This is a genomic window from Streptomyces sp. JHA26 (assembly GCF_002005565.1).
Taxonomy (GTDB): Bacteria; Actinomycetota; Actinomycetes; order Streptomycetales; family Streptomycetaceae; genus Streptomyces.
Window position 1 is genome coordinate 88,919 of record NZ_BDJC01000001.1, and the last position, 26,731, is coordinate 115,649.

26 protein-coding genes and 1 tRNA gene are annotated in these 26,731 nt (G+C 72.2%); 15 read left to right on the top strand and 12 right to left on the bottom strand.

Annotated elements, in window-relative coordinates; genetic code table 11:
• The first annotated feature begins 26 nt into the window (after nt 1-26).
• Nucleotides 27-677, top strand: coding sequence for a pirin family protein (locus JHAT_RS00385; protein WP_077795955.1), 651 nt, complete (start codon nt 27-29; stop codon nt 675-677).
• Here JHAT_RS00385 and JHAT_RS00390 read toward each other — a convergent pair.
• Nucleotides 674-1,489: a serine hydrolase gene (locus tag JHAT_RS00390; protein WP_077795956.1), complete on the bottom strand. Its 816-nt coding sequence runs from the start codon at nt 1,487-1,489 to the stop codon at nt 674-676. The two genes, JHAT_RS00385 and JHAT_RS00390, sit on opposite strands and share 4 nt — an antisense overlap.
• A gap of 107 nt (nt 1,490-1,596) precedes the next feature.
• On the opposite strand from JHAT_RS00390, the gene JHAT_RS00395 reads away from it, so the two are divergent.
• Both JHAT_RS00395 and JHAT_RS00400 read left to right on the top strand, forming a co-directional pair.
• Nucleotides 1,597-2,082 carry a MerR family transcriptional regulator gene (locus JHAT_RS00395; protein WP_171990676.1) on the top strand — a complete coding sequence of 162 codons (486 nt, stop codon included), beginning with the start codon at nt 1,597-1,599 and terminating at the stop codon, nt 2,080-2,082.
• Nucleotides 2,079-3,095: an aldo/keto reductase gene (locus tag JHAT_RS00400; RefSeq protein ID WP_077795958.1), complete on the top strand. Its 1,017-nt coding sequence runs from the start codon at nt 2,079-2,081 to the stop codon at nt 3,093-3,095. Before JHAT_RS00395 ends, JHAT_RS00400 begins: the two co-directional genes overlap by 4 nt.
• Nucleotides 3,096-3,224: 129 nt before the next feature.
• Here the strand turns inward: JHAT_RS00400 and JHAT_RS00405 are convergent, their stop codons facing one another.
• The 3 genes from JHAT_RS00405 to JHAT_RS00415 form a co-directional block, all read right to left on the bottom strand.
• Nucleotides 3,225-4,073, bottom strand: coding sequence for a DUF4429 domain-containing protein (locus JHAT_RS00405; RefSeq protein WP_077795959.1), 849 nt, complete (start codon nt 4,071-4,073; stop codon nt 3,225-3,227).
• 75 nt (nt 4,074-4,148) lie between these two features.
• Nucleotides 4,149-5,357 carry an alpha/beta hydrolase gene (locus JHAT_RS00410; RefSeq protein WP_077795960.1) on the bottom strand — a complete coding sequence of 403 codons (1,209 nt, stop codon included), beginning with the start codon at nt 5,355-5,357 and terminating at the stop codon, nt 4,149-4,151.
• A 72-nt stretch (nt 5,358-5,429) separates the two neighbouring features.
• On the bottom strand, nt 5,430-6,110 hold the full coding sequence (locus JHAT_RS00415; protein WP_077795961.1) for a TetR family transcriptional regulator: 681 nt from the start codon (nt 6,108-6,110) through the stop codon (nt 5,430-5,432).
• 136 nt (nt 6,111-6,246) lie between these two features.
• On the opposite strand from JHAT_RS00415, the gene JHAT_RS00420 reads away from it, so the two are divergent.
• Nucleotides 6,247-7,863 carry an MFS transporter gene (locus tag JHAT_RS00420; protein ID WP_077795962.1) on the top strand — a complete coding sequence of 539 codons (1,617 nt, stop codon included), beginning with the start codon at nt 6,247-6,249 and terminating at the stop codon, nt 7,861-7,863.
• 330 nt (nt 7,864-8,193) lie between these two features.
• Here the strand turns inward: JHAT_RS00420 and aceE are convergent, their stop codons facing one another.
• Nucleotides 8,194-10,941: a pyruvate dehydrogenase (acetyl-transferring), homodimeric type gene (gene aceE, locus JHAT_RS00425; RefSeq protein WP_077795963.1), complete on the bottom strand. Its 2,748-nt coding sequence runs from the start codon at nt 10,939-10,941 to the stop codon at nt 8,194-8,196.
• Between the two features lie 409 nt (nt 10,942-11,350).
• Here aceE and JHAT_RS00435 point away from each other — a divergent pair, with 409 nt between their 5' ends.
• The 6 genes from JHAT_RS00435 to JHAT_RS00460 all read left to right on the top strand — a co-directional run bounded on the left by JHAT_RS00435 (nt 11,351) and on the right by JHAT_RS00460 (nt 15,855).
• Nucleotides 11,351-11,788 (top strand): DUF3052 domain-containing protein, encoded by a 438-nt coding sequence (locus JHAT_RS00435; RefSeq protein ID WP_171990677.1) that lies wholly within the window; start codon nt 11,351-11,353, stop codon nt 11,786-11,788.
• A gap of 127 nt (nt 11,789-11,915) precedes the next feature.
• A complete protein-coding gene (locus JHAT_RS00440; protein ID WP_077795966.1) occupies nt 11,916-12,374 on the top strand; it encodes a peroxiredoxin in 459 nt (152 codons plus the stop codon).
• 142 nt (nt 12,375-12,516) lie between these two features.
• A complete protein-coding gene (locus JHAT_RS00445) occupies nt 12,517-13,092 on the top strand; it encodes a calcium homeostasis/redox stress adaptation protein (protein WP_077795967.1) in 576 nt (191 codons plus the stop codon).
• Nucleotides 13,093-13,203: 111 nt separating this feature from the next.
• A complete protein-coding gene (locus JHAT_RS00450; protein ID WP_077795968.1) occupies nt 13,204-13,779 on the top strand; it encodes a TerD family protein in 576 nt (191 codons plus the stop codon).
• Nucleotides 13,780-13,828: 49 nt separating this feature from the next.
• Nucleotides 13,829-14,968: a DUF475 domain-containing protein gene (locus JHAT_RS00455; protein WP_077795969.1), complete on the top strand. Its 1,140-nt coding sequence runs from the start codon at nt 13,829-13,831 to the stop codon at nt 14,966-14,968.
• A gap of 149 nt (nt 14,969-15,117) precedes the next feature.
• A complete protein-coding gene (locus JHAT_RS00460; protein ID WP_077795970.1) occupies nt 15,118-15,855 on the top strand; it encodes a Tellurium resistance in 738 nt (245 codons plus the stop codon).
• A 28-nt stretch (nt 15,856-15,883) separates the two neighbouring features.
• Here the strand turns inward: JHAT_RS00460 and JHAT_RS00465 are convergent, their stop codons facing one another.
• Nucleotides 15,884-16,813 carry a TerD family protein gene (locus tag JHAT_RS00465; RefSeq protein ID WP_077795971.1) on the bottom strand — a complete coding sequence of 310 codons (930 nt, stop codon included), beginning with the start codon at nt 16,811-16,813 and terminating at the stop codon, nt 15,884-15,886.
• 219 nt (nt 16,814-17,032) lie between these two features.
• On the opposite strand from JHAT_RS00465, the gene JHAT_RS00470 reads away from it, so the two are divergent.
• From JHAT_RS00470 to JHAT_RS00480, 3 genes are read left to right on the top strand one after another with little or no spacing between them, the layout of a single operon-like run.
• Nucleotides 17,033-18,199 carry an HpcH/HpaI aldolase/citrate lyase family protein gene (locus tag JHAT_RS00470; protein ID WP_077795972.1) on the top strand — a complete coding sequence of 389 codons (1,167 nt, stop codon included), beginning with the start codon at nt 17,033-17,035 and terminating at the stop codon, nt 18,197-18,199.
• Nucleotides 18,200-18,240: 41 nt separating this feature from the next.
• Nucleotides 18,241-20,778: a phosphoribosyltransferase gene (locus tag JHAT_RS00475; RefSeq protein ID WP_253195357.1), complete on the top strand. Its 2,538-nt coding sequence runs from the start codon at nt 18,241-18,243 to the stop codon at nt 20,776-20,778.
• Complete coding sequence (locus JHAT_RS00480; protein WP_077795973.1) at nt 20,778-21,587, top strand: HAD family hydrolase; 810 nt, start codon at nt 20,778-20,780, stop codon at nt 21,585-21,587. The genes JHAT_RS00475 and JHAT_RS00480 overlap by 1 nt, the downstream gene beginning before the upstream one ends.
• Nucleotides 21,588-21,606: 19 nt before the next feature.
• On the opposite strand, the gene JHAT_RS00485 is transcribed toward JHAT_RS00480, so the two are convergent.
• From JHAT_RS00485 to JHAT_RS00500, 4 genes are all read right to left on the bottom strand, one after another.
• Nucleotides 21,607-22,263 carry a DedA family protein gene (locus tag JHAT_RS00485; protein WP_077795974.1) on the bottom strand — a complete coding sequence of 219 codons (657 nt, stop codon included), beginning with the start codon at nt 22,261-22,263 and terminating at the stop codon, nt 21,607-21,609.
• A gap of 75 nt (nt 22,264-22,338) precedes the next feature.
• Complete coding sequence (locus tag JHAT_RS00490) at nt 22,339-22,563, bottom strand: zinc ribbon domain-containing protein (protein ID WP_077795975.1); 225 nt, start codon at nt 22,561-22,563, stop codon at nt 22,339-22,341.
• A 55-nt stretch (nt 22,564-22,618) separates the two neighbouring features.
• The gene (locus tag JHAT_RS00495; RefSeq protein ID WP_077795976.1) at nt 22,619-24,025 is read right to left on the bottom strand and encodes a hypothetical protein; all 1,407 of its coding nucleotides are present in this window, start codon (nt 24,023-24,025) and stop codon (nt 22,619-22,621) included.
• Between the two features lie 71 nt (nt 24,026-24,096).
• Nucleotides 24,097-24,867, bottom strand: coding sequence for a DUF4097 family beta strand repeat-containing protein (locus JHAT_RS00500; RefSeq protein ID WP_077795977.1), 771 nt, complete (start codon nt 24,865-24,867; stop codon nt 24,097-24,099).
• A 217-nt stretch (nt 24,868-25,084) separates the two neighbouring features.
• On the opposite strand from JHAT_RS00500, the gene JHAT_RS00505 reads away from it, so the two are divergent.
• Nucleotides 25,085-25,159, top strand: a tRNA-Val gene (locus JHAT_RS00505).
• A gap of 82 nt (nt 25,160-25,241) precedes the next feature.
• Here the strand turns inward: JHAT_RS00505 and JHAT_RS00510 are convergent.
• Nucleotides 25,242-25,592, bottom strand: a complete 351-nt coding sequence (locus JHAT_RS00510) for a hypothetical protein (protein WP_077795978.1) — start codon at nt 25,590-25,592, stop codon at nt 25,242-25,244.
• A 115-nt stretch (nt 25,593-25,707) separates the two neighbouring features.
• On the opposite strand from JHAT_RS00510, the gene JHAT_RS00515 reads away from it, so the two are divergent.
• Complete coding sequence (locus JHAT_RS00515) at nt 25,708-25,941, top strand: DUF2277 domain-containing protein (protein ID WP_077795979.1); 234 nt, start codon at nt 25,708-25,710, stop codon at nt 25,939-25,941.
• Between the two features lie 17 nt (nt 25,942-25,958).
• Here the strand turns inward: JHAT_RS00515 and JHAT_RS00520 are convergent, their stop codons facing one another.
• Entirely contained in the window at nt 25,959-26,606 is a 648-nt protein-coding gene (locus tag JHAT_RS00520) for a DedA family protein (protein WP_077795980.1), read from the bottom strand.
• Nucleotides 26,607-26,731: the final 125 nt, after the last annotated feature.

Genomic DNA, 26,731 nt, shown 5'->3' on the forward strand with positions numbered 1-26,731 from the left:
CGGCCGGGTCTACGGTGGACGGTGTGATGGACGTACGGCGCGCCGACGAGCGCTACCCCGGCGGCGACCGGTCGGCCGGCATCGAGTCGCACCACGCCTTCTCCTTCGGCACCCACTACGACCCCGACAACCTCCGCTTCGGCGCGCTGATCGCCTGCAACGAGGAGCGCCTCGCCCCCGGCGCGGGCTTCGACGAGCACCCGCACAGCCACACCGAGATCGTCACGTGGGTGGTGGAGGGCGAGCTGACCCACCGGGACACCGCGGGCCACGAGACGCTGGTGCGCGCCGGGGACGTGCAGCGCCTCAGCTCGGCAGGCGGCGTCCGCCACGTCGAGCGCAACGACGGCTCGGCCCCCCTGACCTTCGTCCAGATGTGGCTGACCCCGCGCGAGCCCGGCGGAGACCCGTCCTACGAGATCGTCCGCGGCATCGCCGACTCCACCCCGTACGCCGTCCCGGAGGCGGGCGCGGTGCTCCACGTGCGGCGCCTGACCGCGGGGGAGCGCACGGCGGTGCCGGACGCGGCGCACGTCTACGTCCACGTCGTGCGCGGCGACGTACGTCTCGGCGACGAGGAGCTGGGCCCGGGCGACGCGGCCCGTGTCACGGATGCCGAAGGGGTGGACGCGGTGGCACTGACGCCGGCCGAGGTACTGGTCTGGGAGATGACCTAGACCTCGGCGAGCACCGCGTCCGTGAACGGCGGCCACGCCTCGACCGCCCACGGGCCGAAGGCGCGGTCGGTCAGCGCCACGCAGGCCAGGCCGGCGTCGGGGTCGATCCACAGGAACGTGCCCGACTGGCCGAAGTGCCCGAAGGCGCGCGGCGAGGACGAAGCGCCCGTCCAGTGCGGGGACTTCGCGTCGCGGATCTCGAAGCCGAGGCCCCAGTCGTTGGGGTTCTGGTGACCGTAACCCGGCAGCACGCCCTTGGTGCCCGGGTACTGCACCGTCATCGCCTCGGCGACCGTGCGCGGGTCCAGCAGCCGCGGCGCCTGCACCTCGGCGGCGAACCGCAGCAGGTCCTCGACCGTCGAGACGCCGTCCTTCGCCGGGGAACCCTCCAGGGTGGTGCCCGTCATGCCCAGCGGCTCCAGCACCGCCTGCCGCGCGTACTCGGCGAACGGGATGTCCGTCGCCTTCGCGATGTGGTCGCCGAGCTGCTCGAAACCGGCGTTGGAGTACAGCCGGCGCTCCCCGGGCGGAGCGGTCGTCCGGTGCTCGTCGAAGGCCAGCCCCGAGGTGTGCGCGAGGAGGTGACGGACCGTCGAACCGACCGGACCGGCGGGCTCGTCCAGCTCGATCGCGCCCTCCTCGTACGCGACGAGCGCCGCGTACGCCGCGAGCGGCTTGGTGACCGAGGCGAGGGGGAAGCGCCGCGAGACGGGTCCGTGCGACCCCAGGACCGTGCCGTCGGCGCGCACGACGCCCGCCGCCGCGGTGGGAACGGGCCAGTTCTCGATCGACGCGAGGCTCTTCAAGGACATGCCCCGAGCCTAAGCGGCCCACGGGCACGGCCGCATCGAGGGGTCCCGCCCCTCTCCCGCCCGCCGTGCTTGCCTGGAGTGCACTCCAAGGTCATAGCGTGGGGGCCATGACGGTGATGCAGACCACGGCAGGCCCCGTCCGGCCGGACGCCACCAGAACGGACATCTGCTCCGCCCCGCCCCGGCGCCACCCGCGCCCCGACGGCCAGGACCGCTACACCATCAGCGAGGTCGTCGCCTTCACCGGACTGACGGCCCACACCCTGCGCTGGTACGAGCGGATCGGCCTGATGTCCTCCATCGACCGCTCGCACACCGGGCAGCGCCGCTACAGCAACCGCGACCTCGACTGGCTCGACTTCGTCGGCAAGCTGCGCCTGACCGGCATGCCGGTGGCCGACATGGTCCGGTACGCGGAGCTGGTGCGCGAGGGCGAGAGCACGTACCTCGACCGGCGCGAACTCCTGGAGTCGACCCGCCGTGACGTGCTGGCGCGGATCGCGGAGCTCCAGGACACCCTCGCCGTGCTCGACCGCAAGATCAGTTTCTACGGGGACGCGGGACGCGCCCGCGAAGGGGAGAGGACCCGATGACCGGCAACAGGATCCCGACGGTACGGCTCGGCGACGGCGGCCCGGAGGTGGGCGTCCAGGGCCTGGGCTGCATGGGCATGAGCTTCGCCTACGGCCCCTCGGACGCCGAGGCGTCGCGGGCGTCGCTGGAGCGGGCGCTGGAGCTGGGCGTCACGCTCTACGACACGGCCGACGCGTACGGCGCGGGGGAGAACGAACGGTTCCTGGCGCCGTTCTTCGAGGCGCACCGCGACGAGGTCGTCATCGCGACCAAGTTCGCCCTGTCGATCCCGCCGGACGACCCCACGAAGCGGATCATCCGCAACGACGAGCCGTACGTCCGCGAGGCGGTGGAGGCGAGCCTGCGCCGCCTGGGCGTGGACGTCATCGACCTCTACTACATGCACCGGCGCGACGTGAACGTGCCGATCGAGGAGACCGTCGCCGTCATGGCCGACCTGGTCCGCGAGGGCAAGGTCAAGCACCTGGGCCTGAGCGAGGTGACGGGCGACGAGCTGCGGGCCGCGCAGGCGGTGCACCCGATCGCCGCCGTGCAGTCGGAGTGGTCGCTGTTCAGCCGGGACATCGAGGCGGGCGTGGTGCCCGCCTCCCGCGAACTGGGCGTGGCCCTGGTCCCGTACTCGCCGCTCGGCCGGGGCTTCCTCACCGGCGCCTTCACCGACGCCGACCGGGACCTGACGGCCGACGACTTCCGCCGTCAGCACCCCCGCTTCACCGGCGACAACGCGGCGGCCAACGCGGCCCTGCTCGACCCGGTCCGCACGGTCGCCGACGCGCACGGCGCCACCCTCGGCCAGATCGCGCTGGCCTGGGCCCAGCAGCGGGCGCAGGTGCACGGCCTGCCGGTGGTCCCGATCCCGGGCACCCGCAAGCCGGCCCGGGTGGAGGAGAACACGGCGGCGACGGGGATCACCCTGACGGACGAGGAACTGGCCCTGCTGGAACCGATCGCGTCCAAGGTCGCGGGCGACCGCTACGCGGACATGACGTTCGCGTCGGCGGGCCGGGAGTAGCAGAGCCCCGGAGGGGCGCGGGGTCGCACGGACGTGCGGCCCCGCCGCGCGGGCGCGAGCACCCCGCCACGATCCGCACCCGACGACGGGACGGAAGCCGGCGGACGCTGGGGCCACTTTCGCAACAGGCTAGAGCTCCGCCAGCAGCTCCGCCTTCTTCGAGGAGAACTCCTCGTCCGTCACCAGCCCCTGCTGGTGCAGCTCCCCGAGGTGCCGGATCCGCTCGGCGATGTCCGCGGGGTCCCGCCGGGGCGCCGGTACCGGTACCGGCGCCCCGGCACCCTGCTCCCGCACCGCCGCCAGCACCGCCGCGGCGAACGGCAGCGACTCGTGCACCGGCCCGTACCCGAGCCCGAACACGACCGACGCGGGGTCCTGGTCGGCCTGCGGCGCGAGGGGCGCGGCGTCCCGCGGCAGCAGCCGCAGGTACCCCTCGAAGGCCTCGGGGGACCGCCACTCCACCCCGCCCAGCCCGGCGACCGGGAAGCTCTGGTCGCCGGCCTTCCACTTCGCCGACGACGCGCCCGTCCAGGACCAGCGGAACGTCACCGCCGTACCGTCGAAGGACGCCTTCCCGTCGTACGCCTTGAACTGCAGCGGTGCCTCGGGCGCCGCCACCAGGAACCGCTCGGACCTGCCGGACCCGCCCAGCAGCCCGCGCAGCTCGTCGGCGTAGTACTCCGCGAGGGTCTCCCGGTCGGCGGGCAGCACCAGCCGGTACGGGTCGCAGCCCTCCTTGAGCTGGCCGGCCGCCGCCTCCATCAGCGGATCGGCGCCCGGGCGCGGCTCGGCGCGCAGCACGACGGTGCCGCGCCTCCCGGGCGTCAGCGTCACCCCGGCGAGCGCCTCCAGCGGGACGCGGCGTTCCCCCAGAGCCTGGAACAGTTTGGGTGTTCGAATCCCCCGTTCGTAGCGGATGAGCACGGAGTCGGACTCGAACTCCCAGGCGGCTTGAAATCCGGCCAGTACGTCACCCATGCGGCTCATCGTATGCGGCACGAGCTTCTTCGTCCCCTCCCCGTGCAAACCGGAGTTTCTGCTCTTCTACGCGCGTCAGGCCGCCACTGCTGCGGACAAATCCGCCCGGCATGTGTCGTCCTCGTGGGCGCAGGCGAGCGTGCGGTACGCGCCGACGCCGATCTCGGCGAAGTTCTCGAGGCTCTCCGTGCCCGGCACGAAGTACCCGGCGTGTCCCTGGGCGCCCCGCGCGGACAGCACGCGCGCCCCGAACGCCGCGGACACCGGGTCGGCGCCGTGTCCCAGCCCGCCGAACTCCAGGTTCGGCACGTCCTGGATCCAGTCGTCGGCGTCCCGCATCGACCACACACGGGCGGAGGTGCGCAGGTGGGAGGCCTTCTCGACCCGCATGCCGGGGCTGCCGGCCACGGCGATGTCGCTGACCCGGCCGGGCAGTTCGTCGGCGGCGACGCCGCACACGACCGAGCCGTAGCTGTGGCAGAACAGCGCGACGGGCGCGCGGCCGGGCAGCGCCCGCAGCAGCGCGTTCAGCCGGACGGCGCCCTGTTCGGCGCGCGACGCCGTGGCCGCCTCCATGCCGAGGCCGCTGGGGGACGTGTAGTCGGCCCAGGCGATCACCGCCGTGCGCGTGGACGGGCTCGCCGCGCGTTCGGCCGCGTACAGCGACTCGGCCATGCCGACGGGCGCCGAGTACTTGCGGCCGGTGCGCTGGAAGGTGAGCAGCTCGGTGTCCACGCCGGGGACGACGACGGACACGCGGTCGGCGCGGTCCAGGTCCCCGAACACCTCGGCGATCCGGCCCGAGCCCGCCGGGTCGAAGGCGAGGATGTGGCGGCCGGGGTCGAGCAGTGACGCGTAGCGGTGCATGCGCCGGGCCGCCTCCCGCTGCCCGGAGGGGGAGAGGCGCTTGTCGTGCATGCGCCGCCGCTCGACCGTGCGCGCCGTGCGGAGCGCCGCGCGGTTGGCCCGGTAGCGCAGCTCGACGGGCGCGCCGTTCATGTTGCCGACGGCCAGGGGGTAGCGGCGGGCCAGGCTCGCGCGCTGGGCGGCGGTGAGCGAGGCGAAGAAGCGGGACAGCCGGGCGGGGGCCGCCTGCGCGTCGGGCAGCCGGCGTCCGTCCAGCCGGCCGTGCTCCCAGGCCGTGACCGAGGCCTCGAGCGCCGTGGGGCCCCGGTGGTTGCGCAGGGCGGTCCAGCCGGTGGTCGCCAGCATCACGAACACCACGGCCAGGGCGAGCAGGGCGCGCCAGACGTTCGATTGCGAGGAGGTGTCGAAGGAAGTCACTGGGAGGACACACTAGGAGAACGGTGGAGTCCCGCGTGAATCGAGTGACACGGATCACGTTTCACCCCTGTGTCACGGGGTTGTCCGCCAGCTCCCGGCGAGCGCCGGTTCCACCTGGTCGAGGTACGAGGCCGTCAGGTCGCGCAGCGCCGCGAGGCCCGCGTCGTCGCGTTCCGACCAGATCCGCTCGGTCACCCGCATCACCGCGCCGAAGACGGCCACGACCACGCGCGGCCGCGGGTCCGCGTCCGGGTCGAGGCCCTCGCGGGCGGCGACGACCCGGGCGATCTCCTCCTCCAGCTCGGTCGCGCGCCGCAGGTGGGCCGCGAGCAGGGCGGGCGTCGACTCGACCACCCGGTAGAAGCGCATGTGCAGGTCGAGGGGCACCAGCCGCTCGACGGCGTCGCCGATGGTGTCCCAGCTCTCCATCAGGGCGCCGCGCAGCGCGTCCAGCGGCGCCTCGCCGGGCGGGCGGCGGCGTACGGCGTCGACGAAGTGCGCCTCGGCGAGCTTCGACACGAAGAACGCCGCCTCCTCCTTGCTCGTGAAGTAGCGGAAGAAGGTGCGCTGCGAGACGTCGGCGGCCTCGACGATGTCGTCGACGGTCGTCTCCTCGTAGCCGCGCTCGGTGAACAGCTCCAGGGCGGAACGCAGCAGTGTGTCCCGGGTGCGCTGCTTCTTGCGTTCGCGCAGGCCCGGCCGGGGAGCCGACGGGGCGTCTCCCGCTGCCACCGGCGTGTCCGCCGTCTTCAAAAGGTCTCTCCCTGTCTCCCGTGCCCGTCCGTTTCCGCAGATCAGGCTCCGTTCAGGCTATACGGGCATGACATGTCAGTTACTGACTGGTGAATTGGTTTGTCAACTGTCAGCGGCTGTCATTAGCCTCGAAGGTATGACTAGTCAGACCACCATCGACAAGACCGGGCCGGGGAGCGGACCGTCCACGCCGTCGGACGCCACGCCTGCCTCGGGGTTGCGCGGCCATCCGTGGGTCACCCTCGTCACCGTCGCGGTAGGCGTCATGATGGTGGCCCTCGACGGCACCATCGTGGCCATCGCCAACCCGGCGATCGGCAAGGACCTGGGCGCCAGCTGGTCCCAGCTCCAGTGGATCACCAACGCCTACTTCCTCGCCCTCGCGGTCTCCCTGATCACCGCGGGCAAGCTCGGTGACCGCTTCGGCCACCGGCAGACCTTCCTCATCGGCGTGGCGGGCTTCGCCGCCGCCTCCGGCGCCATCGGGCTGTCCGACAGCATCGCGATGGTCATCACCTTCCGTGTCTTCCAGGGCCTGTTCGGGGCACTGCTGATGCCCGCCGCGCTCGGCCTGCTGCGCGCCACCTTCCCGGCCGAGAAGCTCAACATGGCCATCGGCATCTGGGGCATGGTCATCGGCGCCTCCACCGCGGGTGGCCCGATCCTGGGCGGCGTGCTGGTCGAGCACGTCAGCTGGCAGTCGGTGTTCTTCATCAACGTGCCGGTCGGTGTCCTCGCCCTGGTGCTCGGGGTGCTGATCCTGCTGGACCACCGGGCCGAGAACGCCCCGCGATCCTTCGACATCCTCGGCATCGTCCTGCTCTCCGGCGCGATGTTCTGCCTGGTGTGGGCCCTCATCAAGGCGCCGGAATGGGGCTGGGGCGGCCGTGACACCTGGCTGTTCATCGCCGTCTCCGTCGTGGCCTTCACCGCCTTCGCCTTCTGGGAGACGAAGGTGAAGGAGCCGCTGGTCCCGCTGGCGATGTTCCGTTCGGTGCCGCTGTCGGCGGGTGTCGTCCTGATGGTCCTGATGGCCATCGCCTTCATGGGCGGCCTCTTCTTCGTCACCTTCTACCTGCAGAACGTGCACGGCATGAGCCCGATCGACGCCGGTCTGCACCTGCTGCCGCTCACCGGCATGATGATCGTCGGCTCGCCGCTGGCCGGGGCGATGATCACCAAGGTCGGTCCGCGCGTCCCGCTCGCGGGCGGCATGGCGTTCACCGCGGTCGCCATGTACGGCATGTCCACGCTGGAGACGGACACCGGCAGCCTGACGATGTCGATCTGGTTCGCCCTGCTCGGCCTCGGTCTCGCGCCCGTCATGGTCGGGGCGACCGAGGTCATCGTCGGCAACGCGCCGATGGAGCTGTCCGGCGTGGCCGGTGGCCTCCAGCAGGCCGCGATGCAGATCGGCGGCAGCCTCGGTACGGCGGTGCTCGGTGCCGTGATGGCGTCCAAGGTCGACAGCGACCTGGCGGGGAACTGGGCCGAGGCGGGTCTGCCGAAGCTCGGCCCCGAACAGCACGACCAGGCCGCGCAGCTCGTGCAGCAGGGTGTCGCCCCGGTGGCCGAGGGCACCCCCGCCCCGATCGCCGCGAAGATCGCGGACGTCGCGCACGACACCTTCATCTCCGGCATGAGCCTGGCATCGCTCGTCGCCGCGGGCGTCGCCGCCGTGGCGGTGCTGGTCGCGTTCCTCACCAAGCGCGGTGACAACGCCGAGGCCGGCGCGGGCGTGGGCCACATCTGACGGGGCGCCCGGCCCCGTCGCCCGGTTCGTCCATCAGGGTGACAGGGCCGGCGAACCCTCCCCACCGGAGGGCCCCGCAGGTCACAGTGGGTCACGTCCTCCGCAGGACATGGGGGACGAGAGGCTGCGGCGCGCTGCTGGAGGGGGGCAGCGCGCAGGCGGCACACCGCAGCGGGACGGCCCACCCGGACGCGGGCGTCCCCGCCGCCGGACCGGCCGGCCGGGACGACGGAGTGCTCCGACCGGCCGGCGAGCCCGGAACCGAACGCGGACGAGGAGGGGCCCCGGCACCGCCGGGGCCCCTCCTCGTACCGGCCGACTCGCCCGCCGCTACGCGTCACCGCCCGCGACCCCGGGGTCGGCCGCCGTCACGTCCCGCAGCCGGTACCGGTCGACCGCCTGCTTCAGCGCCGACCGGTCGATCCTGCCCTCCCGGGCCAGCTCGGTCAGCACGGCCACCACGATCGACTCGGCGTCGATGTGGAAGAAGCGCCGGGCCGCACCGCGCGTGTCCGCGAAGCCCCAGCCGTCGGCGCCCAGCGACTGGTACGTCCCCGGCACCCACCGCGCGATCTGGTCCGGCACCGACCGCATCCAGTCGGACACCGCCACGAACGGCCCCTCGGCACCGGCCAGCTTCCGCGTCACGTACGGCACCCGCTGCTCCTCCTCGGGGTGCAGCAGGTTGTGCTCCTCGCACGCCACCGCCTCGCGGCGCAGCTCGTTCCACGAGGTCGCCGACCACACGTCGGCCCGCACGTTCCACTCGTCGGCGAGGATCCGCTGCGCCTCGACGGCCCACGGCACCGCGACGCCGGACGCCATGATCTGCGCCGGGATCGCGCCGCCGGTGCCCTCGCTGAAGCGGTGGATGCCCTTGAGGATGCCCTCGACGTCCACGTTCTCGGGCTCGGCCGGGTGCCGGATCGGCTCGTTGTAGACGGTGAGGTAGTAGAAGACGTCCTCGCCGTGCGGGTGCTCCTCGTCCGCGCCGTACATCCGGCGCAGGCCGTCCTCGACGATGTGCGCGATCTCGAAGCCGAAGGCCGGGTCGTACGCCACGCACGCCGGGTTCGTCGAGGCCAGGAGCTGCGAGTGGCCGTCCGCGTGCTGGAGGCCCTCACCGGTCAGGGTCGTGCGGCCGGCGGTCGCGCCCAGCACGAATCCGCGCGCGAGCTGGTCGCCCATCTGCCAGAACTGGTCGCCGGTGCGCTGGAAACCGAACATCGAGTAGAAGACGTAGACCGGGATGAGCGGCTCGCCGTGCGTGGCGTACGCCGAGCCCGCCGCGATCAGCGAGGCCGTGCAACCGGCCTCCGAGATGCCGTCGTGCAGCATCTGCCCGTTCGGCGCCTCCTTGTAGGCGAGCAGCAGGTCCCGGTCCACGGACTCGTACTGCTGCCCGAGCGGGTTGTAGATCTTCGCACTCGGGAAGAAGGAGTCCATGCCGAACGTGCGGTACTCGTCCGGCGCGATCAGCACGAACCGCTTGCCGAGCTCCTTGTCCCGCATGAGGTCCTTGAGGAGCCGCACGAAGGCCATCGTCGTCGCGATGGACTGCTGCCCCGACCCCTTCTTCACGGTCGCGTACGTCTGCTCGGGCGGCATCGGCAGGGGCTTGGAACGCACCACACGGGTCGGCACGTAGCCGCCGCAGCCCTTGCGGCGGTCGTGCATGTACTGGATCTCCTCCGTGTCCCGGCCCGGGTGGTAGTACGGCGGCGGGCCGGACTCCAGCTCCTTGTCGGAGATCGGCAGGTGCAGCCGGTCGCGGAAGCGCTTGAGGTCGTCGACCGTCAGCTTCTTCATCTGGTGCGTGGCGTTGCGGCCCTCGAAGTTCGGCCCCAGTGTCCAGCCCTTGATCGTCTTGGCCAGGACGACCGTCGGCTGGCCCTTGTGCTCGACGGCCGCCTTGTAGGCCGCGTAGATCTTCCTGTGGTCGTGACCGCCGCGGCCCAGGTGCAGGATCTGGTCGTCGGTCATGTTCTCGACCATCGCGCGCAGCCGGTGGTCGTCGCCGAAGAAGTGCTCGCGGATATAGGCGCCGGACTCGGTGGCGTAGGTCTGGAACTGGCCGTCCGGCGTGGTGTTCATCTTGTTGACCAGCACGCCGTCGCGGTCCTGGGCGAGCAGCGGGTCCCAGGTGCGGTCCCACACCAGCTTGATCACGTTCCAGCCGGCGCCCCGGAAGATCGACTCCAGCTCCTGGATGATCTTGCCGTTGCCGCGCACCGGGCCGTCCAGGCGCTGCAGGTTGCAGTTGACCACGAAGGTCAGGTTGTCCAGGCCCTCGCGGGCGGCGATGGACAACTGGCCCAGCGACTCCGGCTCGTCCATCTCGCCGTCGCCGAGGAACGCCCACACGTGCGACTTCGAGGTGTCGGCGATGCCGCGCGCGTGCAGGTAACGGTTCATGCGCGCCTGGTAGATGGCGCCGATCGGGCCGAGGCCCATCGACACGGTGGGGAACTCCCAGAAGTCCGGCATCGAGCGCGGGTGCGGGTACGACGACAGCATGTACGGCGCCTTGGACTTCTCCTGGCGGAAGCCGTCCAGGTGCTGCTCGGTCAGCCGGTCCAGCAGGTAGGCGCGGGCGTAGATGCCCGGCGAGGCGTGCCCCTGGAAGAAGACCTGGTCGCCGCCGTCGCCCTCGTCCTTGCCGCGGAAGAAGTGGTTGAAGCCCACGTCGTACAGCGAGGCGGAGGAGGCGAAGGTGGCGATGTGGCCGCCGACGCCGATGCCGGGCCGCTGCGCGCGCGAGACCATCACGGCGGCGTTCCAGCGGGTGGCGTTGAGGATCCTGCGCTCGATCTCCTCGTTGCCGGGGAAGAACGGCTCGCTCTTGGTCGGGATGGTGTTGACGTAGTCCGTGCTGCGCATCTCGGGCACGGCCACGCGCTTCTCGCGGGCCCGCTCGATCAGCCGCAGCATCAGGTAGCGGGCCCGCTCCCGGCCGCGCTCGTCGACGGCGGCGTCCAGGGAGTCGAGCCACTCCTGGGTTTCCTCGGGGTCGAAGTCAGGAACCTGACTCGGCAGGCCGCCAATGATGATCGGATTGCGATCGGATGCGGAAGCCACGCTGTTCCTTCGCTGTCGGAGGGCCACTTCTGCCGGGGCGTCTGCGCCGATTCCCCATCGTGTACCTCGCGGAGGCAAACGTCATCTGTACCGTGGGGTAACCGGTTCCCCCATGGGAGCCGGGGGCACGTCCATGCGAGTCTCGTACCCATACATGGTTCCCAAATACGCAAACGGGGCACAAGGGTGTGGTGTACGTCACCTTCGGCTCGGGCGGCGCGGCTGGAGTTGCGGCGACACGGCCGGGATCGTCACCGTTTCGGCGGTCCCAGTCGCCGGGTACTTGCGCGATCCGTCCCGCCCGTGTGGACTACGGCCAGGCTTCGCGCACGCGCGTGGCTGAAGACTTCCCAGGCCCCGGACGGGCCCGGGGGGACTCCCCAACCAAGACATGATCAGGAGGCAACCCGTGAGCGCGACCGCGGACCACGCGGAGGAGCGGACCAACCCTGCCGCCAGGCTGGGTTTCCAGCCCGGGCAGGTGGTCCAGGAGATCGGCTACGACGACGACGTCGACCAGGAGCTCCGCGAGGCCATCGAGGGCGCCGTCGAGGGCGAGCTGGTGGACGAGGACTACGAGGACGTGGCCGACGCCGTCGTGCTGTGGTTCCGTGACGACGACGGCGACCTGACGGATGCGCTGGTGGATGCCACCACGTACATCGAGGAGGGCGGGGCGATCCTGCTCCTCACGCCGAAGACCGGCCGTGCCGGGTACGTCGAGGCCAGCGACATCTCGGAGGCCGCCACGACGGCCGGCCTGACGGCGTCCAAGAGCGTCAGCGTCGGAAAGGACTGGAGCGGCAGCCGGCTGGCCACCCCCAAGGCGGCCAAGTCGAAGCGGTAGCCGGTCCGGCTCCGCATCACCCGACCCGTGTACGGGCCGACCGCCGTCGGCCCGTACACGGGTCCGTGACGGTCCCTGCGTAGGGTGTTTCCAGCGAGAACCACCCCTCGAAGGGACGAACAGGACCATGGCGATCCAGGTCGGCGACAAGGCCCCCGACTTCGAACTCAAGGACAACCACGGCGCGACCGTGAAGCTGTCCGACTTCCACGGCCGGAAGAACGTCGTGCTGCTCTTCTACCCGTTCGCCTTCACCGGCGTGTGCACGGGCGAGCTGTGCGAGGTGCGGGACAACCTGCCGCAGTTCTCCGACCGCGACACCCAGGTGCTCGCCGTCTCCAACGACTCCATCCACACGCTGCGCGTCTTCGCCGAGCAGGAGGGCCTGGAGTACCCGCTGCTGTCCGACTTCTGGCCGCACGGCAACGTCTCGCGCGCCTACGGCGTCTTCGACGAGGACAAGGGCTGCGCCGTCCGCGGCACCTTCATCATCGACCGGGAGGGCGTCGTCCGCTGGACCGTCGTCAACGGCCTGCCGGACGCCCGCGACCTGACCGAGTACGTGAAGGCGCTCGACGCCCTCTGACCGGCACCGCGCGATCCGCCGGCTCCCGGGCCTGCGGGGAGCGGGAACCCGTCACTAGGATCGACTCGTTGATCCGACAGCCACAACACGTCATCCAACGCACTACGGGGCTTCCCGGCCCCTGGACACCAAGGGAGGACTCGTGGGAGTCAGCCTCAGCAAGGGCGGCAACGTATCGCTGACCAAGGAGGCCCCGGGACTGACCGCGGTCATCGTCGGTCTGGGCTGGGACGTCCGCACCACGACCGGCACCGACTTCGACCTCGACGCCAGCGCGCTGCTGCTCAACAGCTCCGGCAAGGTCGCCAGCGACGCGCACTTCGTGTTCTTCAACAACCTCAAGAGCCCCGACGGCTCCGTCGAGCACACCGGCGACAACCTCACCGGTGAGGGCGAGGGCGACGACGAGCAGATCAAGATCAACCTCGCCGGCGTGCCCGCCGACGTGGACAAGATCGTCTTCCCGGTGTCGATCTACGACGCCGAGAACCGCCAGCAGTCCTTCGGCCAGGTGCGCAACGCCTTCATCCGCGTCGTCAACCAGGCCGGCGGCGCCGAGATCGCCCGGTACGACCTGAGCGAGGACGCCTCCACGGAGACCGCCATGGTCTTCGGCGAGCTGTACCGGCACGGGGCGGAGTGGAAGTTCCGTGCCATCGGCCAGGGCTACGCCTCCGGTCTGCGCGGCATCGCCCAGGACTTCGGCGTGAACGTCTGAGTCACCGCTCCACCCGAGGCGACGGCCTCGACCGTCCGGCGCCGCACGGTTTGCGTGCGGCGCCGGACGCGCAGAAAACCCGAGAACCATCACCCGGGGAGGGACCATCACATGGGCGTCACTCTTGCCAAGGGGGGCAACGTCTCCCTGTCCAAGGCCGCACCGAACCTCACGCAGGTGCTGGTCGGTCTCGGCTGGGACGCGCGTTCCACCACCGGAGCACCCTTCGACCTCGACGCGAGCGCACTGGTGTGCAGCGGGGGCCGGGTGCTCGGGGACGAGTGGTTCGTCTTCTACAACCAGCTCAAGAGCCCGGACGGCTCCATCGAGCACACCGGCGACAACCTGACCGGTGAGGGCGAGGGCGACGACGAGTCGCTGCTCGTCGACCTCTCCAAGGTGCCCGCCCACTGCGACAAGATCGTCTTCCCGGTCTCGATCCACATGGCGGACGAGCGCGGCCAGACCTTCGGGCAGGTCAGCAACGCCTTCATCCGGGTGGTCAACCAGGCCGACGGCCAGGAACTCGCCCGCTACGACCTGAGCGAGGACGCCTCCACGGAGACCGCGATGATCTTCGGTGAGCTCTACCGCTACCAGGGCGAGTGGAAGTTCCGTGCAGTGGGGCAGGGGTACGCGTCGGGACTCCGCGGCATCGCTCTAGACTTCGGAGTCAACGTTTCGTAAAGCCGAGTACGGCGCGGGGGAGCCCCGTACACACACGATTGGGTAGCCAGTGCTTCTGAAAACCTTCGGCTGGTCGTTCGCGGTCACCGCGCTCGGCCTGGTCGCGGCGGTCTTCTACGGGGGGTGGACCGCTTTCGGGATCGTGGCGATCCTCTCCGTCCTGGAGATCTCGCTGTCCTTCGACAACGCGGTGGTCAACGCCGGGATCCTGAAGAAGATGAACGCCTTCTGGCAGAAGATCTTCCTCACCGTCGGTGTCCTGATCGCCGTCTTCGGCATGCGCCTGGTCTTCCCGGTCGTCATCGTGGCCATCAGCGCCCAGCTCGGACCGATCGAGGCCGTCGACCTCGCGCTCACCGACAAGGACCGCTACCAGCAACTGGTCACCGACGCCCACCCGTCGATCGCCGCCTTCGGCGGCATGTTCCTGCTGATGATCTTCCTCGACTTCATCTTCGAGGACCGGGACATCAAGTGGCTCCAGTGGCTGGAGCGGCCGCTGGCCAAGCTGGGCAAGGTCGACATGCTGTCGGTCTGCATCGCCCTGATCGTGCTGCTCGTCTCCTCGATGACCGTCGCCACCCACGCCCACCTGCACGCGGGCCACGCCGACAAGGCGGAGACGGTGCTGATCTCGGGCATCGCGGGTCTGATCACCTACATGATCGTCGGCGGTCTCTCCGGCTACTTCGAGGACAAGCTCGAAGAGGAGGAGGACCGCGAGCACGAGGCCGAGGAGGAGGCCGCGCGCACCGGCAAGCCCAAGTCGGCCGTCGCGCTGGCCGGCAAGGCCGCGTTCTTCATGTTCCTCTACCTGGAGGTCCTGGACGCGTCGTTCTCCTTCGACGGCGTCATCGGCGCCTTCGCCATCACCAACGACATCGTCCTGATGGCCCTCGGCCTCGGCATCGGCGCCATGTACGTCCGGTCCCTGACCGTCTACCTGGTCCGCCAGGGCACCCTGGACGACTACGTCTACCTGGAGCACGGCGCGCACTACGCCATCGGCGCCCTGGCCGTCATCCTCCTCGTCACCATCCAGTACGAGATCAACGAGATCATCACCGGCCTGGTCGGCGTGGTCCTGATCGGCTGGTCCTTCTGGTCCTCCGTGCGCCGCAACAAGGCGCTCGCGGCGGCCGAAGGACCGGGCGGCGGAGAGAAGGCGGAGGTCTCCTCCGGGGTGTGACCCCGACGATCCCGGGCCGGTGCGCCCCCGGTGCGCCCGCGCCACCGGTGTGAACCCGGCCCGGACGAGGAACGCTCTGTGCGGGGCGGCCGACGAGGACGACTCCTCGGGGCCGCCCCGTCGGCGGTGGAGGGAACGTGGGGGCGGGAATGGGCTTCTTGGACAGGCTGTGGCGCGGCCGGGACGGCGATTTCGACTCGGGCAGCGCGGCCACCAACGCCATCGAACTGACCAAACGGCACAACCAGGTCTCCCTGACCAAACAGGGCGCGGCCACGGGGCACCTGCGCATCAACCTCAGCTGGCGGATGCGCACCTCGGACATCATGGGCAACCAGCGCGAGAGCCTGCTGCGCCACCCCTTCAAGGCCCTCAAGCCCCCCGAGGTCGTCGGCCACAGCCAGAGCATGGTCAACGTCGACCTCGACCTCGGCTGCCTCTACGAACTCCAGGACGGCACCCGGGGCGTCGTCCAGCCGCTCGGCGGCTACCTGGGCGACGTCAACGCCCCGCCCTACGTCAAGCTCAGCGGCGACGACCGCTTCGGCTCGGCCTCCGGCGAGACGATCTACGTCAACCTCGACCACAAGGACGACATCAAGCGCCTGCTGCTCTTCGCCTACATCTACGACCAGACGCCGGCCTTCGACCGTACGCACGCCATCGTCACGCTGTACCCGAGCAACGGGCCGCGCATCGAGATAGGCCTCGACGAGCGGCACCCGCAGGCCCGCTCGTGCGCCGTGGTGATGATCGAGAACGTCAAGGGCGAGATCCTGGTCCGCCGCGAGGTGAAGTTCGTCTACGGCTTCCAGGGAGAGCTGGACCGGCTCTACGGGTGGGGGCTGCAGTGGGGGCGGGGCTACAAGACCAAGGTCGAGCGATGAGCCCCGCCCCGGCCGGCCCCGGCGCGCCCTACCGGCCGACGAACTGCGGCCCCTGCGGCGGCAGCCGGAAGTCCGGGTCGGGCGCAGCGGCGGCGGCCGGCGGATAGCCGTAGCCGGGCTGGGCGGCGACCCCGGAGGTGGCGGGCGGCGTCTGCGGATAGCCGTAGGTCGCGGCGGCCGGCTGCGGGTAGCCGTAGGCGGGCTGCGCGGCCGGGGGCTGCTGCGGGTAGCCGTACGCGGGCTGGGCCGGCACCCCCGGGGGCTGCTCCGGCGGCAGCGGGTGCGAGACCTCGGGCGCGGCCGGGACGGGCAGCGGCTGCACGGTCGTCGGCTGCTCCGGGTCGACCACGGGACGGGCGGACGTCCGCGCGGCCGGCTCCGGCGCGGGCGCGGCCTCCGGTTCCCCGGCCGCCTCGGACTCGTCCACCGAGATGCCGAAGTCGGTCGCCAGGCCCTTCAGCCCGTTCGAGTAGCCCTCGCCGAGCGCCCGGAACTTCCAGCCCTCCCCGCGCCGGTACAGCTCGCCGCAGATCAGCGCGGTCTCCTGACCCGTCTCCGGCTTCACGTCGAAGCGGGCCAGCGGATCCCCGTCCGGGTCCGCCGCGTCGTACAGCAGGATGCGCAGGTCCCGTACGCGGTCGAAGGCCACCCCGTCCGCCGAGGCGACCAGCAGGACCCGGCCCACCGAGGGCTCGACGCCGGAGAGGTCTGTCTGGATCGTGTCGGTCAGACCTTCGGGGACCCGCTTCTTGCCGAGCCGCCAGACCTGCCCGGACGGATGCCGGGGCTGGTTGTAGAAGACGAAGTCCTCGTCGGAGCGCACACGGTCGTCGGGGCCCAGGAGCAACGCGGAGGCGTCGACGTCGGGGACCCCCTGCCCGGGTGACCAGCGCAGCACGGCGCGTACCGTGGTGGCTTGCAGCGGGATGTTCGACCCCTTCAGCATCGCGTGCGTCATGCCGTCATCCTGCCCTCTCGGTCCTGCTCACGACAACGCGGGGGCGGGTACCCGGCGACTGTCCGGGCCGTGCCCGCGAGGCCCCGGCCGCCCGCCGCCGATCCGGCGGGGACACCTGGTATTCATGCCCCGGGGGAACCGCCGACATGAATACCTACGTACTATTACCGGCCACCTTGGACGGCCGACCGATCACCCAAACACCGCGGGGGAGTATTTATGCGTCATTTCGGGCACATCGCCCCTGAGGTGCGCCGACGCCTCTTCCACCAGGAGCCCTGCGCGTTCACCGCGGACTCACCGGCCCGGCTGCTGTCCGCGGCCCTGGGCGCCACGCTCTACAGCCCGGCCACCCGGCCGAAGCTCGCCGACGACGTCCTCAAGCAGGGGGCGCGCGGGGTGGTGTCGATGGTGCTGTGCCTGGAGGACTCGATCGACGACGCCGACGTGGCGGCCGGCGAGGAGAACCTCGTACGACACTTCACGGACCTGGCGAACCGCCCCCGAGCAGACGTGCCGCTGCTGTTCGTCCGGGTCCGCACCCCCGGACAGATAACCGACCTCGTGCGGCGCTTCGGCCCGGCGGTGCGGCTGCTGTCCGGATTCGTGCTGCCCAAGTTCACCGAGGAACGCGGCACGGCCTTCCTGGAGGCGCTCACCACGGCCGAGGCGGCGAGCGGCCGGCGCCTGTTCGCCATGCCGGTGCTGGAGTCGCCGGACCTGCTGTACCGCGAGTCGCGCGTGCAGACGCTGGAGGGCATCTTCCGCGCGGTCGACAAGTACCGCGACCGGGTGCTCGCCCTGCGCCTCGGCGTGACCGACTTCTGCTCCTCCTACGGGCTGCGCCGGGCCCCCGACATGACGGCCTACGACGTCCAGGTCGTCGCCTCCGTGATCGCCGACGTGGTGAACATGCTCGGCCGGGCCGACGGCACCGGGTTCACCGTGACCGGGCCGGTGTGGGAGTACTTCCGGGTCCAGGAGAGGATGTTCAAACCGCAGCTGCGACAGAGCCCGTTCCTGGAGGTACAGGCCGTGGAGCTGCGCCAGAAGCTGATCGAGCACTCCATGGACGGCCTGCTGCGGGAGATCGCGCTGGACCACGCCAACGGCCTGCTCGGCAAGACCTGCATCCACCCCTCGCACGTGCTGCCGGTGCACGCCCTGTCCGTCGTCAGCCACGAGGAGTTCAGCGACGCCCAGGACATCCTGCGCCCCGAACGCGGCGGCGGAGGCGTGCTGAGGTCGGCGTACACGAACAAGATGAACGAGGTGAAGCCGCACCGCGCCTGGGCGGAACGGACCCTGCTGCGCGCCGAGGTCTTCGGCGTGGCCAACGAGGACATCGGCTTCGTGGAACTCCTCGCCGCCGGCCTGTCCGACTGAAACCGTCCGACCGAACCCGTCCGACCGAACGCAAGGAACCGATGAACGACGCAGTGGACCACGGGAGTCACGAGCACACGGCCGAGGGGCCGCGTGCCGGGGAGCACGCCGGCGTCTGGTCCGGCAGCTGGGTCGCGGAGCGGCTCGGCGTCGAACTCGCGGGCGACGACGCCCTCACCGGCATGCTGGGACTCGCCCTGCGCCGCAACCCCAAGCGCGCCCACCTGCTCGTGTCCAACGTGCTCGGCAAGCACGTCCCGCAGTCCCCGTCCGTCGTGTACGGCCACGGCCTCGCCCTCGGCCGCCGCGTCCGCGACCTGCTGGGCGCCGAGGAGACCGGCCGGGCCGTCGTCCTCGGCTACGCGGAGACCGCCACCGGCCTCGGCCACTCGGTCGCCGACGGCCTGGGCGACGCCCCGTACCTGCACTCCACCCGCCGCCCCGTCACCGGGGTCGCCCGCGCGGGCGGCTTCGAGGAGTCCCACTCGCACGCCACCTCCCACCTGCTGCTGCCCGAGGACCCGGCGCTGCTGGCCGGCGACGGGCCCCTGGTCCTGGTCGACGACGAGTTCTCCACGGGGAACACGGTGCTGAACACCGTGCGCGATCTCCACGAGCGGTATCCGCGGAAGCGGTACGTGGTGGTCGCCCTGGTGGACATGCGGTCCGCGGCGGACGCGGGGCGGCTCGAGGAATTCGCCCGGGAGATCGGCGCGCGGGTGGATCTCGTGACGGCCGCCTCGGGAACGGTGCGGTTGCCGGAAGGGGTGCTGGAGAAGGGGCAGGCACTGGTCGCGCGGTACGAGGCGGAAGGCGCCGGGGCCGGCGGTCCGTCGCCCGCGGCACCGGCCCCCGGCCACCCGCACGCGCACGGCCACCGCACCCGCCCCCACGCCACCCCCGTGGACCTGTGCTGGCCCTCCGGCCTCCCCGACGGCGGCCGGCACGGCTTCACCCCCGCCCACCGCGCCCGCCTCGAAGCCGCCCTCCCCGCCATGGCCGCCCGGATCACCGAGGCGCTGCCCGCGGGCGTCCGCCGCGTGCTCGTCCTCGGCTCCGAGGAGCTGATGTACGCCCCGCTGCGCCTGGCCTGCGAGCTGGAGCGGACCGCCGGGGCCGAGGTGTGCTACTCCACCACCACCCGCTCGCCCGTCCTCGCCGTCGACGACCCCGGGTACGCGATACGCACCCGCCTGGTCTTCCCCGCGCACGACGACCCCGCCGACGGCCCCGGCGAGCGCTACGCCTACAACGTCGCGGGCGGCGGCTTCGACGCCGTCGTCGCCGTCGTCGACTCGGCCGCCGACACCCCCGCGCTGCACGCGCCGGGCGGACTGGCGGACCGGCTCGCCGCACACGTCCCGCACGTCCTGCTCGCGGTCGTCCCGTCGTACGTCCCGCCCGCCTCCGAAAGGCCCCCGATGCTGCCCGAGCCCCTGCGCGGCCCCGCCTTCTCCTCGTACGCCCCCGACGAGGTCGGCTGGCTGCTCCAGGACCTGTCGGACGTGACGCTGGAGGCGCCGACCGAGGAGCGCGAGGAGGCGATCCAGCGGGGCGGCGCCCACTACGCCGAGTCGCTGCCCGTGGAGTACCAGCCCAGCGAGCAGTACCAGGAACTGTTCCACGCCGCGCTGGAGGCGTCCGCCGCCCGGCTCGCGCGAGCCGTCGGCGCCGTCACCGAGATCGTGCTCACCGAGCGGTCGCCGCGTCCCGTCCTGGTCTCCCTCGCCCGCGCGGGCACCCCCGTCGGCATCCTGATGCGCCGCTGGGCGCAGTACCGCCACGGCCTCGACCTCCCCCACTACGCCGTGTCGATCGTCCGGGGCCGCGGCATCGACGCCAACGCGCTGCGCCGGCTGGCCGCCGACCACGACCCCGCCGACGTCGTCTTCGTCGACGGCTGGACCGGCAAGGGCGCCATCACCCGCGAACTCGCCGCCGCGCTGCGCGACTTCGAGGAAACCGACGGCATCACCGGCTTCGACCCGGAGATCGCCGTCCTCGCCGACCCGGGCTCCTGCGTGCGCACCTACGGCACCCGCGACGACTTCCTCATCCCGTCCGCCTGCCTCAACTCCACCGTCTCCGGCCTGATATCCCGCACCGTGCTCCGCGCCGACCTGGTCGGCCCGCACGACTACCACGGCGCCAAGTTCTACCGCGAACTCGCCGGCGCCGACCTCTCGGTGGCCTTCCTCGACGCCGTCTCCGCCCGCTTCCCGGACGTCGTCGACACCGTCGACGCCCAGGTCAAGGAACTCCTCGCCGCCGACCGCACCCCCACCTGGGAGGGTTGGGCCGCCGTCGAGCGGATCAGCGAGGAGTACGGCATCCACGACGTCAACCTCGTCAAGCCCGGTGTTGGCGAGACCACCCGCGTGATGCTGCGCCGGGTGCCCTGGAAGGTGCTCGCCCGGACCGGCGCGGGCACCGACCTGGACCACGTGCGGCTGCTGGCCGAGCAGCGGGGCGTACCCGTGGAGGAGGTCGACGGCCTGCCCTACACCTGCGTCGGGCTGATCCACCCGCAGTACACGCGCGGCGCGACCGGCGCCGACGGCAGGGCGGTGACCCGCTGATGCCGGTGCTCGTCGCGAGCGACCTCGACCGCACGCTGATCTACTCCGCCGCCGCCCTGGGGCTGACGATGCCCGACCCCGAGGCGCCCCGGCTGCTGTGCGTGGAGGTCTACGAGAGCAAGCCCCTGTCCTACCTGACCGAGACGGCCGCCGGACTGCTGGGCGACCTCGGCGACACGGCCGTCTTCGTGCCGACCACCACCCGCACCCGCGAGCAGTACCGGCGGATCAGCCTCCCCGGCCCGCCGCCGAAGTACGCGATCTGCGCCAACGGCGGCCACCTGCTGGTCGACGGCGTCTCCGACCCCGACTGGCACGCACGGGTGACCGCACGGCTGGCCGACGAGTGCGCGTCGCTGGACGAGGTCAGCGACCACCTCGTGCGCACCGCCGACCCGGTGTGGGTGCGCAAGCAGCGCGTCGCCGAGGACCTGTTCGCCTACCTCGTGGTCGAGCGCGAGCTGCTGCCCGAGGACTGGGTGAAGGAACTCGCCGTCTGGGCCGAGAACCGGGGCTGGACCGTGTCCCTGCAGGGCCGCAAGATCTACGTCGTGCCCAGGCCGCTGACCAAGAGCGCCGCCGTGCGCGAGGTCGCCCGCCGCACCGGCGCCGAGCTCATCCTGGCCGCCGGCGACTCCCTCCTCGACGCCGACCTGCTGCTGGCCGCGGACCGCGGCTGGCGTCCGGGCCACGGCGAACTGGCCGACTCCGGCTGGACGGCGCCGACGATCGAGGCCCTGCCCGAGCGCGGGGTGCTGGCGGGGGAGCGGATCCTGCGGGAGTTCCTCACGGCGGCGCACGGACGCTAGAGGCCGCGTCCGGCGCCGCTCACCGCCGGTCGGCCCTGCGGCGGTTGCCGCGGCCCGGACGCAGCAGCCGCAGGATCACGAAGGCCACCACGGCCAGCGCGGCGGCGGCGAGCACGACCTTGGAGTACGCGGAGACGACGGTGCTGACCCGGTGCCAGTTGTCGCCGAGGAAGTAGCCCGCGAGCACGAACACCGTGTTCCAGATCGCGCTGCCCGCGGTGGTCAGCGCCGTGAACACCGGCAGGGGCATGCGTTCCACGCCCGCCGGGACGGAGATCAGGGAGCGGAAGACGGGGAGCATCCGGCCGAAGAACACGGCCTTCGTGCCGTGCCGGCGGAACCACTCCTCCGTCCGTTCGACGTCCGAGACCTTCACCAGCGGCAGCCGGGCCGCCACGGCGACGGTCCGCTCCCGGCCGAGCAGCGCCCCGATGCCGTACAGCGCGAGGGCGCCCACCACCGAACCGGCGATGGTCCACACGAGCGCGGCGGCCAGGTTCATGCCGCCGGTGCTGGCCGCGAAGCCCGCCAGCGGCAGGATGACCTCGCTGGGGATCGGCGGGAAGAGGTTCTCCAGGGCGACGGCCAGCCCGGCCCCGGGCGCGCCGAGGGTGTTCATCAGGTCGCTGATCCACTGGGGCGCGCCGCCCGTCGCCTGCGCCGCGATGACTGCCATGTCTCCACGCTAGGCGGGCGAACCTGAAGAGATCCTGAGCAGCCGGGGCGGCCCTGGGCGCCCCGGCGTCACCGGTCAGCCGCAGCAGCCTCCGCCGCAGCAGCCGCCGCCGCCTCCGCCGTCCGCGCGGGGCGCCGGGGCCGGGGCGGAGGCCGAGCCGCCGACGGCGACCGTCGACAGCAGCTTCACCGTGTCGTCGTGGCCCGCGGGGCAGGGCGCGGGGGCGGAGGACTCGGCCATGGGACGGCTCAGTTCGAAGGTGTCGCCGCAGCTGCGGCAGCGGTACTCGTAGCGAGGCATGCGCACAGGTTAACCGGCGCTCCCGGGCGGCCGGACCCGGCGGCGGAAGCCGGTCTCAGTGCCCGCTTCCCCGTTCCTCGCGGATGTGCGTCACCACGTCGGCGACCGTCCGGCGGACCGCGTCCGTCTCCGTCAGGAAGTGCCAGTAGTCGGGGTGCCGGCCCTCCAGCGTGAGGATCGCCCGTTCCAGCCGGGCCACGGCGTCGTCCAGGGGACGCGCGTGCCGGGGGTCGGGGGTGTTGCGGCCCGCCATGGCGAGCCGCTGGGCGTCGCGGATCGCGAACCGGGTGCGTTCGATCTCCTGCTGCGGGTCCTTCTGCACGGCGTTCAGCTGCCGCAGCCGGTCGCCGGCGGCGGAGACGGCCTCGTCGGTGCTGTTCAGCAGGGCCCGGACCGTCGACAGCAGGGCGGTGGCGTCGGGCCAGCGCTGCTCGTCGCGGGCACGCTGCGCCTCGGCCAGCTTGTCCTCGGCCTGCCGGACCGTTTCGGCGGCGTGGTCGGGCACGTGCTGCAGGTCCTGCCAGCAGGCGGCCGTGAACCGCCGCCGCAGCTCGCTCAGTACCGGCTCGACCTGCCCGGCGCGGGTGGTCAGGGCCTGGGCGCGGGTGCGCAGGGACACCAGCCGGTGGTCGGTCTCGGTGGCCCGCTCGGGCAGCCGTTCGGCCTCGGCACGGACCGCCCCGGCCTCCCGGGTGACCCGCTCGGCCCGCTCCAGGGTCTGCGGTACGCCGTGCTGTCCGGCGCCCTGGTTCAGCCGGGTCAGCTCCGGGCCCAGGTCGGCGAGGCGGGCGGCGAGGTCGTCGGCCTTCAGCCCGGCGCCCCGTGCGGCGTCCAGGGCGTCGGAGGCGGCGAGCAGGGTCTGCCGGGCGCGCTCGACGGCGGGGGCGAGCCGGGCCAGCTGGGTCTCGGCCTTGCCGAGCAGCGGGCCGAGCCCGTCGGCGAAGCGGTCCAGTTCCTGCTTGACCCGGCCCAGTTCGTCCTTGGCGGCGGTCAGTTCGGCGCGGGCACGGGAGGCGGCCGACGCCTCCAGGTCGTCCCGGTCCAGGTCGTGGGCGTCGACGGCGTTGATGTACCGGCCGCTGGCCTCGTCGATGCGCCGGCCCAGCGCCGCGAAGTGGTCGACGGCGCGCCGGGCGGCGGGGGAGGAGTCGACGGCCGCGATCGTCTCGATCGAGATCCGCAGGTCCCGCTGGGCGGTGTCCAGCTCGTAGAAGGCCGCGGCGGCGGCGTCCTTCGCGGCCTGCGCCTCGGCCCGCTGGCTCTCGGCCCGGCCGCCGAACCAGCGCCGGGTGCCGCCGCCGGCGAACGCGGCGGGCAGGGCGAGCGCGGCGAGCAGCGGCAGGCCCAGCAGGGTCAGCGTGTCACGGAGCGCGCCGGGCGGGCGGCGCCGCGGGGACCGGTGCGGCAGGCGCGGCGCGCGCGGCACCATCGGCGAGTGCGGCTGCGATGGTGTCGCCGTCACATCCCTCTCCCGTGTCGTCCGTCCTGCCCGGGTTCATTCTCCCACCCGTAAGAGACGAACACACGGGCTGGTCAGTTCGCGGTTCGGACCGTGACTTCGCCGTCCTGGGTCCGTGCGTTCACCACGTGGGAGCTCGCGCCGTCCCGGGGCACGGACACGTCGACCGCCCCGTCGTCGCTGTCGGCGGACACCTTGTACGTGGCCCGGGGCAGGTCGACGGTGACGGAGCCGTCGTCGCTGCGGGTCTCCACCAGGTCGGGCACGGCCCCGAGTTCGAGGTGGACCGAGCCGTCCTTGGTGGTGGCGTCCACCCGGCGCGAGGAGACCTCCGCGCGCAGCGATCCGTCGTCGCTGCGCAGTGCCAGCGGCCCGGTGGTGTCGCTGACGTGCACGGACCCGTCCGCCGTGCGGATGTCCAGCGCGTCCCGGAAACCCTGCGCCCGGACGCTGCCGTCGTCGGTCCGCACCGTGACGGTGATGCCGCGGGGCACCTCCACGCGGTGCTTGGTGGCGCAGTCGGCGACCAGGCCGGAGCAGCGGGTCCGCAGCTTCAGCCGGTCGCCGTCCATGCTCCAGGTCACCTCGGGGCCGGAGCCGAGGGTGACCGAGCCCTTGAACCACCGGGTCACGTCGACCTTTCCGGAGGCGTTGCCGTCGGCGGCGACGATCTCCAGCGCGGAGTCGTCGGCGTCGACGGTGAGGGTGGTGCCCTGGAGGGCGAAGGCCCGGTGGTCGGGGTCCTTGTCGTCCTCGGCGGAGGAGCAGGCGGCGAGCCCCGCGACGAGGACGGCGACGGTGCCGGCGGCGGCGAGTGCTCGGACCGGAAGGATGCGGCGGGACATGTCGGTTTCCCCCAAGGACGGACGACGAGGTGCCGCGGGGCGGACCCGTGGCGCGGGCCCCGGCGCGGCGAGGTCCCCCGACCGTACGGAGAGGCGGCTCCCGGCGGAATCCGGGCCGCTCCCGGATCCGGGGTGGGGGTAACCCCCGGCCGTGGATGCGGCCTGTGACGCGTTTGCCGGACGGGGCCCCCGGCCATGTAGGCTGTCGACTCGTCCCGGGTGCGTAGCTCAGGGGTAGAGCGCCTGCCTTACAAGCAGGATGTCGGCGGTTCGAAACCGTCCGCGCCCACCAGGACCGGCGTCAGCGCCGGCCGAGAGGCCCCCGGAGATCTCCGGGGGCCTCTCGTGTGTGCCTGCCGCTTTCGCAACAGGTCCTAGGGGGCGTCGTCCTGCTCCGGCCGGGTCTCGTGCGCGTGCTTCAGCCGTGTGCGCGCGTCCACGCGGTCGGGGCCGGTGATCTCGGTCCAGTAGCGGTGGGTGCTGACGAAGACGGCGAGCTCGCGCTCGCGCTGCCGGAGCTTGTCCACCTCGGCCTGCTCGTCCTCCGACCAGCCGGGCGAGGCGGGGCGCTCGACCTTGCGCCAGCCGTTGTCGTCGCTGAAGCCGTCCAGCGGCTCGACGGACCAGGGGAGCCTCTTCAACAGGGCCGACAACTCGGCCCGGACCTGATGCAGTTCCTCCTGACCGGCGAGGAGGTCACTGGGGAAGTCATAGGTCGTAGCCACCCCCCAATGATACGACTGTTCGATTTTGAAGTGTGCGTTCCCTTCGGTGGTTCACGCGAACGAGTGGCCCGGCCGCGGGTGCCGCACGTGCCGGGACCGGGGGGAGACTGGAGCCATGTGCCGCAGCATCAAGACGCTTCGCCCGCCCGCGCTGGCCGAGGAGGCCACCGGGGACGAGATCAGGGCCGCCGCCCTCCAGTACGTGCGCAAGGTGTCCGGGTTCCGGGCGCCGGCCGCGCACAACCGGGAGGTCTTCGACCGGGCCGTGGACGCCGTCGCCGCCGCCACGGTCGACCTGCTGGAGGGCCTGGAGGTACGGGGAGGGGTCGGAGTGCGCCGGGCGGGATGACGCCGCCGTGACCGGTCCTAGGATGCCTCGCCGGCCTGCGGCTGGCGGCGCATCAGGTACGCCGCGCCCGCCCCCGCGCCGAACAGCGCGAGCAGGGACACCCCCGTCGCCAGCCAGCTCGCGCCGAGCCACTGGCCGCCGAAGTAGCCGAGGGCGACGCTGTAGGCGGCCCAGGACAGTCCGGCGAGGGCGGACCAGGGCAGGAACTCGCGGATCTTGCGGTGGGCGGCTCCGGCGACGAGGGACACGACCGAGCGGCCGGCCGGGGCGAAGCGGGCCAGGACGACGAGCGCGCCCCGGGCGCCCCCGCTGCGGGCGAGCGCCCCGCCGAGACGCTGCTGCGCCGTGGACAGCCGGCGGGACCGGGCGATCGCACGGTCCAGACGGGCCCCGCCGCGCCAGGCCAGGCGGTAGACCACCAGGTCGCCGAGGACGGAGGCGGTCGTGGCGCACAGCAGGAGGACCAGGATGTCGGGGACGTCGTGCGGCACCCGTCCGGCCGCCGCCGCACCCGAACCCGCGGCCGCCGCCGTGGCCGCCGTGATCACCAGCACGCCGCTCGGCAGGACTGGCAGGACGACGTCGAAGAGCACCGAGAGGGCCACCAGCACATAGATCCACGGGCTGCTGACCAGCGCCGCGACATTCCCGAAACCCTCGACCACCGCACACTCCCGTGAAGCCCCCGTGGACCGGACCGTGCCGCGGTACGCGGGGAGACGGCAGGAGCGGTCGATGACAGCCATACAGCGTACGCCCGGGGTGTGACAGGGGGTTCACAGGGGGCTCG